Below are 13,085 nucleotides of genomic sequence, written 5' to 3' on the forward strand. Positions count from 1 at the left end.
ACGTTAAAAAACCAAGTCAGCATCTGGAAAAAATATACTCCCCTATTTTTATAATTAAACACATTAAAAATACCAATAAATATATGGAAAACTAATATTTACTCTAGTGGAGTATTTTCAATACGGTTGCAGAACTTAAAAAACAGCCTCTGATTTCTCACCAGTTTTATAGCTCTTTTTTTACTAAATATAAGATCGTTCTTTTAGTTTGCTAATATGTAAAAGCATGCCTAAAAATGCATCGTTCAAATCGTACTCTCACTATTTCTAAAAAATACCGCATGAAAACCACACTAAAAATTTTAGGTATTTTATTTTGCCTCATACCAATGGTCGGTTTTGGGATCTGCGGCCTATTCGGTGTGGGTATGACCTTTTCAACTGGCGCGGTTCTTGGTGATCGTTTTGTTGTTTTTATTCTTGGTGTACTTGGTATTGCTATTTGCGTTGGCTGCGGTGCGATAATTCGCAATCTATGGAATAGTGTAAAAAAAGCTGCAACAGATAGCACTCCCTCTGCAGAATGAAATTCATCGTACTTTCCAGCGAGACTGCTCATCTCGTGCATTTGTTTTTTGAATGGATCGCGATTGCGATAGGTATGCAGTTGTATCGTCAACAGCGACGGCAACACAGGCTGGGTAGCATGCTACAGCCGGGGTCATATGCGGTGATGATCGCTTGTATTCTTGGTGCTGCAATCGGGAATAAGCTAGTGTTCTGGCTGGAGTTCCCGCATTTGTGGTCGCAATCTGCGTTGGACATGAACGTCTGGATGTCAGGACAATCGATCGTTGGCGGTCTACTCGGCGGTTTGATCGGAATCGAAATCGCAAAAAAACTTCAAGGACTGCGGCAATCTACTGGAGATCAATTTGTTTTACCGCTGGTGGTTGGTACGATTGTGGGGCGCTTAGGTTGTTTTCTGGCGGGACTCAATGACGGCACCTATGGTAATCCGACAGGACTGCCTTGGGGAATTGATTTTGGCGATGGCATCAGTCGTCATCCAACACAGCTTTACGATATTCTGTTTGCTGCAATCGCTGGCGGCGTCTTACTATTCAATCGAAAAAGATGGACGCATAAGCCAGGATTGCTGTTTAAATATTACCTCTCGGCATATCTGTTATGGCGCTTGATGATTGATGCAATCAAGCCTGTACCGTATGACTATGGATTTGGGCTGAGTGGTATCCAATGCGTCTGTCTGATCGCAATTTTTTTCTACCTTCCTATAGTTGTCAAACAATCGAAATCATTGGAGTCTTATGCGATTACTCAAGCATAAACATGCTCGTATCGGCGCACTGATCATTTGCGTGAGTCTGATCGGCGGCACAGGTTGTATTACGTCTGCCATCATCGAAAGCGCCAGACAAAAAGAAGCCATGCAAAAGTATGCCGATCAGCAGAAGAAGACCGTAGATGGATACAAAGTGAATGCGGCTAAAGGAGATCTTTTTGCGATCACCCGGCTTGGTCTTGAATATATCTCAGGTTCGCAAGCACTTCCTCAGGACATTCCAGCAGGGATTCAGCTGCTAGAGCAGGCAGTGGAAAAGCAATATCCCTTGGCAGAATATAGTTTGGGCTGGCTACTGCTCGCAGGACGAGATAGCTATCATTGGAAAGCACTGACAACGGATCAATTGCCCCGGCAAACTGAGCGAGGCATTCGTCTTTTGAAATTGTCTGCAAGCCGCGCTTGTGCGGTTTCCGAAACCAACGACGGTCGCAGCGGAAATACTCCGGCTTTTGACATTAGCAAAGTCTATCGGGAGGGACTCCTTGTTGCGAAAGATTTTGATCAGGCAAACCTGTGGCTGGCTCGTAGCATTATTCACTGCAGATACCCGAATATCTACGTAATTAAATCTACTTTCCCAACGTCGAAGTCTGCACCCTTGCAAGCGAAAATTGATCTGATGTCCTGGATATTGCTGATCCCGGAAGACAGCGCGAACGCAAAAAAAATGGCTATAGATTCACAACCAGTATTAGCTTCGGAAGACCTGGCAAAAGCGCAAACTCAGGCGGTCCATCTGCGCCAAATTGTGCTCGATTCAGAAAAACAATATCCAGCACCACCCCAACCTACCAACAAACCATGACACGCAAAACCCGACCTTATCTGTTTTACGATACGACTCAATCGGTTTGCACCACTTGCTTACGCACAGTAGAAGCAAAAATTATCTTTAAGGACGACAATGTCTTTATGGATAAATGGTGTCCTGTGCATGGCACTGAGCGAGTATTGATCTCCAACGATATTGAGTATTACAAACTCTGCCGTGAGGTCTATGTTAAACCACCCGAAATGCCCGTCAATTTCTCCACCAAGATGCATTACGGCTGTCCTTACGATTGCGGTCTATGTCCTGATCATATGCAACATTCCTGTCTGACTGTTCTGGAGATTACCGATAACTGCAACTTGAATTGCCCCGTCTGTTATGCAGAATCCGGGACCCATCGAACCACGCATAAATCCTTAGAAACTGTCATCAAAATGCTGGATGCGGTAGTCAAAAACGAAGGCGAACCCGATGTGGTGCAGTTCTCCGGTGGTGAGCCAACTTTACATCCAGATTTTTTCACGATACTTGATGAGGCAAAGAAACGTCCTATCAAACATGTAATGGTCAACACCAACGGCATCCGTATCGCACAAGATAAAGCATTTGTCGAGCGGCTCGCCAGCTATGCACCAGGGATAGAAATTTATTTACAGTTTGATTCGTTCAGGCCTGAAGCGTTAAAAGCCTTACGCGGAGCAGATCTCACCCGCATCCGGCGCGATGCCATTGATCATCTGAATGCGGCGAATATCTCAACAACTTTAGTCGTGACATTGAAGAAAGGTCTCAACGACGATGAGATTGGTGACATCATTCAATACGCGATCAAACAGCCTTGCATCCGTGGCGTGACACTTCAGCCCATTCAGGACGCCGGTCGGGTTGATAACTATGATGCTAAATGTAACAGGCTGACTGTATCCGAAATACGGCAAAAAATAGCTGAGCAATCTGGTCTCTTCTCCAAAGAAGATGTCTTACCAGTGCCGTGTAACCCTGACACACTGGCAATGGCATATGCTTTAAAGTTAGGCAACGAGGCAATCCCATTAACCCGTTATCTAGATACAGAAACGGTGTTAGCTGGAGAAAAAAGTACTATCGTGTTTGAGCGTGATGAAAACTTGAAGATGCACTTATTCAAATTATTCTCTACCAATCATTCACCTGAGTCCTCGGCGAATTGTCTATCCGAATTGATGTGCTGCCTTCCTAAGATAGACGCGCCTGTCGCACTCACTTACGAGAATGTTTTTCGTATCCTGATCGTCCAATTCATGGACGCACAATCGCTTGATATTCGCGCGCTCAAGAAATCTTGTGTTCATATGGTCCAATCAGATGGACGCATGATCCCCTTTGAATCATTTAATATTTTTTATCGCGATGACAAAGCAAAACTGCTAGAGCAAATCCGGGGAGAAATCGAGAGCTCGTTCACTGGTCGCCGGAGAGTGACGATACCTGTATTAGCCCATGTTCCAAGTAATTGATTGTTGTTTGGATTAGGTATTGGTAACGGATTTTTGCTTTATCTCCTTGCAGGTCAAACACCGTTGCGATCTAGTAAGCTAATTTTATCTTTGATCGTCTTGAATTTTTCGTGCTCAGGTAGTGGTGATTTTTTCTGACTAATCACTGGCCACTTGCCGCTACTGGCGAGCTCTGCATTGATGCTTAAAAAATGTTGTTGTCCCGATGGCAGATCGGTATCGGCAAAGATTGCTTCAACAGGACATTCTGACACGCACACGGCGCAGTCTATGCATCCGTTGGGATCGATAGCTAAAAAATTGGGCCCCTCGATAAAGCAATCGACAGGACACACTTGTACGCAATCAGTGTATTTACAAAGGATGCAAGATTCGGTAACGACGAATGTCATAGTAAGTTCCCCTTGATCTTCATTTCTCGACAAAGGCGCGTTCGATGACATAGCTACCTTGATGTTGCATCGACCCCTCGTCAAAACCACGACGATGCAATATCGCCACCAAGTCGACTAGGACTTCTGGATTGCCACAGACCATGACTCGGTCATGCTCGGCGTTTAAAGCTGGTAAGCCCAGTTCACGCTCTATCACGCCAGCCTCTAGCAAATCCGTAATGCGACCTTGCTGAGTAAATGGTTCACGCGTCACGCTAGGAAAGTAACGAAATTGATCGGTAACCAGATCACCAAGATATTCATGGCGAGGTAACTCTTGTTTGAGGTAATTGCTATAACCAAGTTCGCTGATATAGCGTACGCCATGCACCAATACAATATGTTCAAAGGCCTCGTAGTAATCAGGGTCTTGTACGATACTCATGAAAGGTGCCAATCCTGTTCCGGTACATAACAAATAAAGATTTCTACCAGGTCGTAAATTATCTTTGATCAGTGTGCCAGTCGGCTTTCTACCGACCAGCAAAGTACTGCCTACGCTTAGATGTTGTAGTTGAGAGGTCAAAGGACCATCAGGTACTTTGATGCTATAAAACTCCAGATGCTCTTCATAATGCGGACTTGCAATACTGTATGCACGCAATAGCGGTCGCCCTTCGATTTCCAGACCGATCATCAAAAACTGTCCGGACTGAAAGCGTAAGGCAGCGTTACGCGTGGTGGTAAAACTAAATAATGTGTCGTTCCAGTGATGCACATTGAGCACGGTTTCTCGAAGTAATGCTGGGCTATTAGTTGAACTCATTGTTTGCTTTCATTCTTAAGATATGGCGGTAACGATAATGATCATGTTTATACTCATGTCTTTTAAATTAGCGTCGCATCATGCTCATCCGCTGATCAATCAGACCGGTACAGGAATACGTTCTACTCTTGCCGCTACACGTTTATGCCAAGGTGTTCCGGCAATTGGATCGCGCTCCATCACGCCGGTTAATTCATTGAGCGATACGCCTTTGCGTTCGACCACGCCATCGGCGCGGCGATAATCTAAACCTAGTCCGTTAGGTAGAGAAACATGGCCGGATTGCAGTCCCTCTGATAATTCGATCTCTGCATCGGCGCTGCCGCGACGTGTCGTTACCCGCACCCAATCACCCGGCTGACAACCTAAGTCAGCAGCATCTTGAGGACTAATCCGCAAAGTTCCAAAGCTGCCTTTCTTATGCCAGCTGCTATCTCTGAATGTGGTGTTGGAGGTCTCGGTACGACGTTCGCCAGCGGAGAGTATGAAAGGATATTGCATGTCAACAGCAGGACCACCTTTGCTAAGCTTTTCGATTTCAGGTAATAGCTCAGGTATCCATAAATTGATACGATGATCCGGTAGTCGTACCGCTTGCCAGCTATGTTTATATTCTGCGTTGGCGTAGATCACGCCCGATGGACTATTGACGATCGCTTTGAATAATCGGTTAGCCGCCAACACTGGATGTCCGCTGAAACCTGCGTCAGCGGCGGCCTGCGGCTGCTGACGGATATACATCTGACAGATCCCCCATAAAGCTGCGGCAGGTGCCGTTGCCTTTGTCATTTGTTCACCCAAGGTGCGATAAAGCACGACAGGCGCATTCCGGGCTACCCGCTTATCGCGCATAGATTTCCATGCAAAAGCAAGAGCGTAAGGCAGCAAACCTAACTTAGCAGCCTTGCGTAACAAGCCGTATTGTGCAGGTCCGACCGCTCCCAGTGCCTCGACCAGACGAGCATGGATTTCTGCTTCTGACAGAGTACCCTCACGCGGCGCAAACAAGGGATGGCGTAAGTGAAAGGCATTTTTTGGCACTTCTAAATTAAAGAAAGTCGCCTCCGCTTTTTCAAAAATACTAGACGCTGGAAGTACGTAGTCTGCCTGCAACGCAGTTTCTGTCATCGCCACATCTAGTACGACACTCAACTCTAAAGCGCGTAAAGCTTCGCGCATTTTTTGACTATCTGCTAAGGAATGAACCGGGTTGGCGCTTTCGATCAGCATCGCCCGGAAGCGTTTTGGATGATCCGTAAGAATTTCTTCAGGGATCACATTACAAGGGATTAAACCCATGATCACTTTGAATCCGGTTACAGGGCTGGTGCGACCAACTCTGGGCTTGGCAGGTATAGCTTGTGGCGTTGTTTTTGGATTTTTTGTTTTTTTGCTTTGATCCCGACCAGACATAGATAAGCCCAGTAAAGGGACGAAAGCGTTATTGGCACCTTGGCGCCCGTAATTACCCGTTAATAACCACACTAGACGATTTAGATAGCTGTTCAGCGTGGAATGCATATTCATCTGTACGCCAAGATCTTCTAACATCGAGACACTTTTTGCATGGACGATGCGGCGGGTCGCGCCGCGTATCAAATCCTCATCAACACCACAAATTTGAGCATATTTAGGTATAGAAATTTTACGTAATTCGGCGGCGATCTTGTCATAGCCAGTGGTATGTTCTGCATGCCACTCCATCGGAGCCAAATTATCTTGCACGATGATTGCTGCCATCGCCATCAAGCACCAGGCGTCTGTACCTGGTTTGACTGCGAGGTGATAATCCGCCATTTCTGAGGTTTCGGTTTTACGGGGATCAATCACAATAATGCTGCGGTTTGGATCTTTCTGCATATCTCGCAAAATCACACGCGCTCTTGCAAAGCCGTGCGACTGCCAAGGATTTTTCCCCAGAAAAACTGCCACTTCAGCATGCTCAAAATCACAATGCACGCCAGACCCCATCATCTTGCCCTGCACCCAACCCTCGCCAGTTTTTTCTTGTGCTAAGGCGTTAGAACGATATTCAATACCCAATGCCTTAATCGTGCTATCTGCATAAATGCCGCCCAGATGATTGCCCTGACCACCGCCTCCGTAATACAAAATACTTTCACCACCATGCTTGCGTTTAATCTCGGTAAATTTTTCTGCGATCTCACGGATCGCAGTGTCCCAGTCAATCGCCTCGTAACTACCGTCGGCACTTCTGCGCATAGGCGAAGATATGCGGTCGGCGCCATTCTGGTAATAATCCATACGCTGCGCCTTTTCGCATAAATAGCCTTGCGAGACTGGATGCATCTTATCGGCACGAATACGAATAATCCTTGGCCCCTCGGTTTGGACTTCAAGACCGCAATTGAGCGCACAAATAATGCACGCTGTTTTTTTCCACTCCACAGGTTCTGAATTAGTCATTTGTCGCCTCGAACGTTATAAAGGATTATTAGATAGTGATCGTTATCCTATATAATGTTAATCCTAGCGTCAATAGAAACGTCAACCTAAATTTCAAATTTATATGCGCTATTCGAAGGAACACAAAGAAGGAGTCCGAAGTCAACTGCTCTCGGAAAGTGGAAGCTATGCAAAAAAACATGGTTTCGCAGCAACAGGTGTTGATGCACTGGCGAATGCCGCGGGGCTGACAACAGGTTCGCTCTACAAACACTTTAGCAACAAGAACGATCTTTTTACTGCCGTAATCACAGCAGAAATAAGTCGCACTGTGCAGGTGTTTGAAAACATGAATCCAGATGATATGGGAACCATCCTTAAAGCACTGGCGAGCTACCTCAGCATGCAGCACGTACACTCACCGGATACTGGATGTCTGCTGCCCTCACTCACAGCAGAAGTAGCACGCGCTAATGACGATGCGCATCTGGCGTTTGAAGCTGGCATGCTCCGGTTCAAAGATGTATTAAAAGAAATGACTGGATCAGACACCGTAGCATGGACGGTGATCGCGCAAAACGTCGGTGCGGTCATGATTGCCAGAGCCATGCAACACGAATCAGCAAAAGAAGAAATCATTAATGCGGTGCGAACCACTGGTGCTCAACTTTTAGTCGAAGCGTTTGAAAAGAAATAACTTGTAAAACTTAAGAAAAAAAACGCAGCCTTTTAAGGGCTGCGTTTTTACTTTTGTATTGAGAAAGTCTGAAATTAAAACGGTTATACGCAACCAATTATGTAAACAAGAAAATTCCAGCTTTAGAAACTAGGCTTATTCTTTGAACTTTTCTTCATTTATGTAAATAACCTCTTAAAAAATAACAAGTTGTTTACACTTTCTGAATTTAACGATGCCAGTTTCCTGACTTAAATATTTAACTTGCCTAATGTATGGTGGTATTTTCCGCTGATGTGCTCTCTTCAGATATTCATTACATTACATATATTGGAAGTCTCTCGGTAATTGAGCCGCAAACGGCCCGTCCCACGTCTTTTTCGAGTAACACCTAGAGCGGAATGCGGCACGAGATTTTTACATTTGAGGTTTTCCAACGCGTTGGAAAACTTCGGTAATAACCGATGCCGAGGTTTTTTAACTTATGTCCGTCGATACACTAATATTGACCAGAAAAGTAAACAGCGCAAACAAACTTTAAGAAGCAAGGCAACTTCGCTTGTTAAAAAAGCAGCAGAGATAATTTCCTGGCCTCGATTGAAAATAAAATGATCATATTTCCTTATCACGTTACTCTAGACTTCCCCTAATTAAGTAGAATTTCTATCTTCTCAAAGTTAATGATTACAAATAAGTCCTTAGCCTATGCCCAAAACTGCAGAAATAGCTTCACCACTGAACGGAGATAAACTCTACCAAGAACGAGCGCGCGCAGCACTCCCCTTGCTTGTTCGGCAAGCAAGGGCCGCTAAGCCAATTTATTATTCTGCATTGGCTGAAGAGTTAGGGATGCCAAATCCTAGAAATCTCAACTACGTGCTTGGTAGCATTGGCCAAGCTATGGATCGCATCTCTAAAAAGTGGAAAACTAAAGTTCCACCAATCCAGTGTCTTGTAGTGAATAAGGCAACCGTTCTTCCTGGAGAAGGAATTGGGTGGTTTCTGATCAAGAAAGCTGATTTTGGCAAGTTGCCGCTTCGCCGTCGCCGCGAGATCGTACAAGCTGAACTACAGCATATCTACGCTTATCCTCGCTGGGATGAGGTTCTTGAGGAACTTGAGCTTGATCCAGCAAAGACAGACTTCACAAAAGAAATTTCTATAGCTTCCGGTGACTTTGGTGGCGGTGAAGGCCCTGAGCACAAATTTCTAAAGGAATACGTCGCAAACAATCCGCATGCAATTGGCCTACCAAAATCAACTCCAGCAGGAACTACCGAATACAGATTGTCATCAGGTGACGTCTTGGATGTGTCATTTCAGTACAAGAAATCATGGGTCGGGGTAGAGGTGAAATCAAGAATATCAGATCATGCAGACATAACGCGTGGAATCTTCCAATGTGTAAAGTATCAAGCGGTGCTAGATGCAATGCTAATCTCAGAAGCAAAAGATCAAAATACCAATACCATCTTGGTCCTTGAGTCAGAGTTGCCAGAGCATCTACGCCCCCTTTGCAATCTTCTTGGAGTGGAAGTTATAGACGGCGTAAATCCGCATTGATATTAAAAAATGATGCGTTACCCGTCCTTTAAATCGCCGCGCTCTTGGAATTCGTTATGCCAAGCCTTTAACGAATTCTTTGTCGCGTAACCCAATTGACGAATTGTCGCTTTGCAGCGCCTACCAAGCTTAATATATAGCTTCACCGCCCGAAGACGTTCTTCATATGAGTACATGAACCACTCCCAAAAGTAGTCCAAGATTTTATCCGCACCCCCGCTGGGTCAGTTTTAAATGCAAATCAACACGCTGAGGTCATCGGGCAGATGAACAACGTGTTTTCTGCTCGCCCCTGGATTATGTGTTTGGCACTCTATATCTATCGGGCGATTTATTTGTCTTTACGATATTTTTCCAGTAAACAGGTCTGTTTAGATCTAGTCCGACAATCAGTTATGAATGAACGTCTGAAAAAACTTTCAGTTTGCATCCGAATTTGGACGCATGGCAGATGCTAAAGATCGTGCGTGGTTCTTCGCACATGTCCTGATTAGTAAAATCAATAAGATTGATGCCGCCTTTTTGGCATGGTCTGGCGTTATTCAAATTCGCCGACACAAGATTTATCTGTGTCGCTGGGACAGCATCTCTGGCTACTTCCTGATCGCGCCACTTGTTGTCCTACTCATTATCCCTTGTTTAGTTTGTCTCTGTGACTGCGTCTCTCCGACAACTAAGTCTTTTCAGGTAACTGGCTATCTTGCATTAATTTGCTTCATGTTTAATTTTTACAAGAGTATGAGTTTCAACGTATATCGGGTGGCATCCAAATACTATGTAACAAATAGCTGGTTTGGCGAGCCATCCCTGAGGTAATCTCTCGTATGTATTCTTTCAATTCAGAAATACAGGTGGCCTTACAGTTCCAGTTTATACAGACCAATTGGTTTATTCTTGCTAATCCAACCGCAGAACGGCCATCAACAATGGCCTGATCGAGCCGGGACATATAAGCAGTCTTGTCGTCCTGATATTCTACTTCACGAGAATAGCGATGGGACGCAACTATATTGGCTTCTGCTAATGTCACAGTGCGTAAAGTCAACGTACCTAACATGGTCGCGAGGCTGCCGCTAGATGAAGTCTCAACCGTTCTTCGGCTTGGTCATTGAAGCCTGTCAGTGAATTGGTTTTGATCAGATTTTTTAGAAACGGCTTGAAAAGATAAGGTTTGTCATCAATTGCTAGCCAGCTTATCCACGGCCGTTCAGATTGTCTCAACCAGCCTTCAATCTCTGCATGTCGTTGATACCCAATCGAATCCATAATTTCTGTCACCTCCCTCCAGTCTGGAGTCGTACCTATGATCCGGCCAGCAATATCTTCAGAGAAGAATGCTTTGAGTTCAGTGACTGAACGTTTGTCTCTCCAGGTGCTGGAAATAACAATCTGCACCTCAGGAAAATCTCTTAAGACATTTTCTAGTCGCGGCAAATAGCAAAATAACTGCACCTCTAGGTAGCAGGGTTCCGGATGTAAAACACCGTCAAAATCTAAAAACAAGATCATTATTGTTTTAGCATACCCTAAAAATTGCATAAGAAAACGCCCAATAAATGTATGTCAAGGCTCCTCAGTTTGGGGTTTTTATTCGGCAGCCGCACGGCATGTCAAATAATCTATGACGAAGAATTCAAAGCTATGGGCTATTGCACAAAATGCTCATCCATAGTTTTTATGATTGATCATTCGTTTTTTCGTAAGCGTTTTGCGCGATTTTTATTATTATCGTTCCAGAATTCGCAGAAGTTGAGGAATTTGAAAATAATTAGTCGGTGGTACTACAAGTTTCTTAAATAAGCTCATACATATAGCCGGCAGGAACTGATATAACCCATTAAAGTTAACTTAAAAAAACATACCTTAACGCATGTTTGGCTTAAAGCAATAGAGCCACAGCGATTCTAGAGGCGCTTTAGTGATCAGCCTAGCACTAGTGTTGTCCCATGTTTGGGATTGACATTTTTTTGAGTTGTTTTCGGTTGAGATCGCATCAGATGCTGAACGTTGGCGCAATGAGATAGCGCTTCACGAATTCGTTCCAACGTCGTGTAAGGAGCCCCGGTTCCTCCATAAGCAGTTCGAAAGACATTCCAGTCCACCAAAATAGCTTGACTCATCAACTTTGCGTTAGCGTTCGTTTTACACATGATAGCAAGAACGCAGTCAGACAATACTACTGTCTCCCCCTCTGGCAAAAACGCAATCTTCTCCTGAGTAACTAACCCCACACGCGGCACGAGCACAGCAGGTCCATTCACTAAGTGCTTATAATCTACTGTACGACCGCCAAGTATATGTACTCGATTTTTTGATAAATTCGATGTATGAACTAAGGGATAGCTGTTTACGGACGTCAATTCATTCACCAAATGCATCTGCAACTTACCTCTGATGATCTCCAGTTCAAGGCACGCAGCTGGCGTGATTTCAGGTGGCGCCACTCGTCCAATATGGTGATAATGAAGAATCGCGACCGTGGTCGACGCCGCGATACCTTTGAATGTGGAGCGTGAGTTCGTTAGAATTTTCTGCACAGCAAAGTGAGTCTTAATTAGGTTCCACGCGCCTCTGTCTCGTTGGCTGATAAAGCAGCTATCTGGCAAGATTGCCACCATATATCCCCTTGGAGCCAGAAACTGCAGCGCACGAAGTAGAAAAGACATCGTGCTACCGGCGGTCACTTGTGAACCGAAAAATTCAGATTCTATTTTCGCTCTACCTTTTTCACTAAATGGGGGATTAATGAGAATACAATCAACTTTCTTTTGGAACGAAAATAGTTTGGAACGCTGCTGAGAGGATTCAGAAAGAAAATCAACAGCGCTTACACTCCATTCTCCATATGTCCGGCGCAATCTCCTAGTAAGATTGACGTCAATGTCATTGGCGATGAACTGAGATTTTGGCCAGCGCTTGAAGGCTTCGGACAATAATGCCCCATCTCCGCAGGCAAAATCTGCTACAGAGTTCGGGGAAAATTGCGTCGGCAACCCCATAATCATTTGCCGAGCTATTTCCGATGGTGTGTAGTGAGCGTCCAGCATGCTAGATTATTGTCACTTCTCCCGATGATCGGGTCAATATTTCTTGGTTTGTTAATTTCAATATTGCCGATACATGGTACACATGTAATCTCTCAGTTCCATCGGTTCTGCCATGTTTACGAATTGGATGATCGTATACTAGTTCTGTTGCACAGAAATTAGCCAGATGAAACATTACGGATCCCAAAGCATGAGGCTTGGTTCCAACCATTGCGATTTTCATGGCTCTGTCAGGAAATTCTTCATGCAAATCGGCTAAAGTATAGAAGCAACTAAAGGGACAATGGGCAGGTGCATATAGCACCCTCTGCCATATTGAATTTTCTGAGAGCGTAGTGCGATTGCCAAGAAATGTATCAAACAGGTACCAAGGCTTAAATCCAGGAACACCAATGATTGGAATAATGTCTTCGTAGTTTGGCTCAATATTCTCAATAATGTGCTTAAGCCTAGTCCCTTCAAAACCAAGTAAGCATGCAAAGAGTGGGTTCATATGACTCTTTGCAGAGAGTACAGCAAAGCCTGGCAAGGGCGCTATCTGTTGGCGCGCACTCAATATTGACCAGATAAACGCAGTTATACGCACTGAATATTGACCAGGTAAATTAACCTATCC

12 protein-coding genes are annotated in these 13,085 nt (G+C 44.7%); 6 read left to right on the forward strand and 6 right to left on the reverse strand.

Going from position 1 to position 13,085, the window contains the following annotated elements; all coding sequences use genetic code 11:
• Positions 1–281: 281 nt before the first annotated feature.
• The 4 genes from QN395_RS02825 to QN395_RS02840 are packed head-to-tail and all read left to right on the forward strand — an operon-like array spanning position 282 to position 3,577.
• On the forward strand, positions 282–527 hold the full coding sequence (locus QN395_RS02825; protein ID WP_322121038.1) for a hypothetical protein: 246 nt from the start codon (positions 282–284) through the stop codon (positions 525–527).
• Positions 524–1,291 (forward strand): prolipoprotein diacylglyceryl transferase, encoded by a 768-nt coding sequence (locus QN395_RS02830; RefSeq protein ID WP_322121037.1) that lies wholly within the window; start codon positions 524–526, stop codon positions 1,289–1,291. Before QN395_RS02825 ends, QN395_RS02830 begins: the two co-directional genes overlap by 4 nt.
• Positions 1,272–2,114, forward strand: a complete 843-nt coding sequence (locus QN395_RS02835; protein WP_322121036.1) for a hypothetical protein — start codon at positions 1,272–1,274, stop codon at positions 2,112–2,114. The genes QN395_RS02830 and QN395_RS02835 overlap by 20 nt, the downstream gene beginning before the upstream one ends.
• The gene (locus QN395_RS02840; protein ID WP_322121035.1) at positions 2,111–3,577 is read left to right on the forward strand and encodes a radical SAM protein; all 1,467 of its coding nucleotides are present in this window, start codon (positions 2,111–2,113) and stop codon (positions 3,575–3,577) included. The genes QN395_RS02835 and QN395_RS02840 overlap by 4 nt, the downstream gene beginning before the upstream one ends.
• A 53-nt stretch (positions 3,578–3,630) precedes the next feature.
• On the opposite strand, the gene fdxA is transcribed toward QN395_RS02840, so the two are convergent.
• The 3 genes from fdxA to QN395_RS02855 form a co-directional block, all read right to left on the reverse strand.
• Positions 3,631–3,969 (reverse strand): ferredoxin FdxA, encoded by a 339-nt coding sequence (gene fdxA, locus QN395_RS02845; RefSeq protein WP_322121034.1) that lies wholly within the window; start codon positions 3,967–3,969, stop codon positions 3,631–3,633.
• Between the two features lie 19 nt (positions 3,970–3,988).
• Complete coding sequence (locus QN395_RS02850; protein ID WP_322121033.1) at positions 3,989–4,777, reverse strand: ferredoxin--NADP reductase; 789 nt, start codon at positions 4,775–4,777, stop codon at positions 3,989–3,991.
• A 99-nt stretch (positions 4,778–4,876) separates the two neighbouring features.
• Positions 4,877–7,204: a molybdopterin-dependent oxidoreductase gene (locus tag QN395_RS02855; RefSeq protein ID WP_322121032.1), complete on the reverse strand. Its 2,328-nt coding sequence runs from the start codon at positions 7,202–7,204 to the stop codon at positions 4,877–4,879.
• Between the two features lie 103 nt (positions 7,205–7,307).
• On the opposite strand from QN395_RS02855, the gene QN395_RS02860 reads away from it, so the two are divergent.
• Positions 7,308–7,880 carry a TetR/AcrR family transcriptional regulator gene (locus QN395_RS02860; protein WP_322121031.1) on the forward strand — a complete coding sequence of 191 codons (573 nt, stop codon included), beginning with the start codon at positions 7,308–7,310 and terminating at the stop codon, positions 7,878–7,880.
• A 684-nt stretch (positions 7,881–8,564) separates the two neighbouring features.
• Positions 8,565–9,422 (forward strand): hypothetical protein, encoded by an 858-nt coding sequence (locus tag QN395_RS02865; protein WP_322121030.1) that lies wholly within the window; start codon positions 8,565–8,567, stop codon positions 9,420–9,422.
• A gap of 1,050 nt (positions 9,423–10,472) precedes the next feature.
• Here the strand turns inward: QN395_RS02865 and QN395_RS02875 are convergent.
• From QN395_RS02875 to QN395_RS02885, 3 genes are all read right to left on the reverse strand, one after another.
• Positions 10,473–10,961, reverse strand: coding sequence for an HAD domain-containing protein (locus QN395_RS02875; protein ID WP_322121029.1), 489 nt, complete (start codon positions 10,959–10,961; stop codon positions 10,473–10,475).
• A 383-nt stretch (positions 10,962–11,344) separates the two neighbouring features.
• Positions 11,345–12,469: an N-6 DNA methylase gene (locus tag QN395_RS02880; RefSeq protein WP_322121028.1), complete on the reverse strand. Its 1,125-nt coding sequence runs from the start codon at positions 12,467–12,469 to the stop codon at positions 11,345–11,347.
• 1 nt (position 12,470) lies between these two features.
• Positions 12,471–12,962, reverse strand: a complete 492-nt coding sequence (locus tag QN395_RS02885; protein WP_322121027.1) for a hypothetical protein — start codon at positions 12,960–12,962, stop codon at positions 12,471–12,473.
• Positions 12,963–13,085 lie beyond the last annotated feature (123 nt).

This window comes from Undibacterium sp. RTI2.2, from assembly GCF_035018705.1.
Classification (GTDB): Bacteria; Pseudomonadota; Gammaproteobacteria; order Burkholderiales; family Burkholderiaceae_D; genus Undibacterium.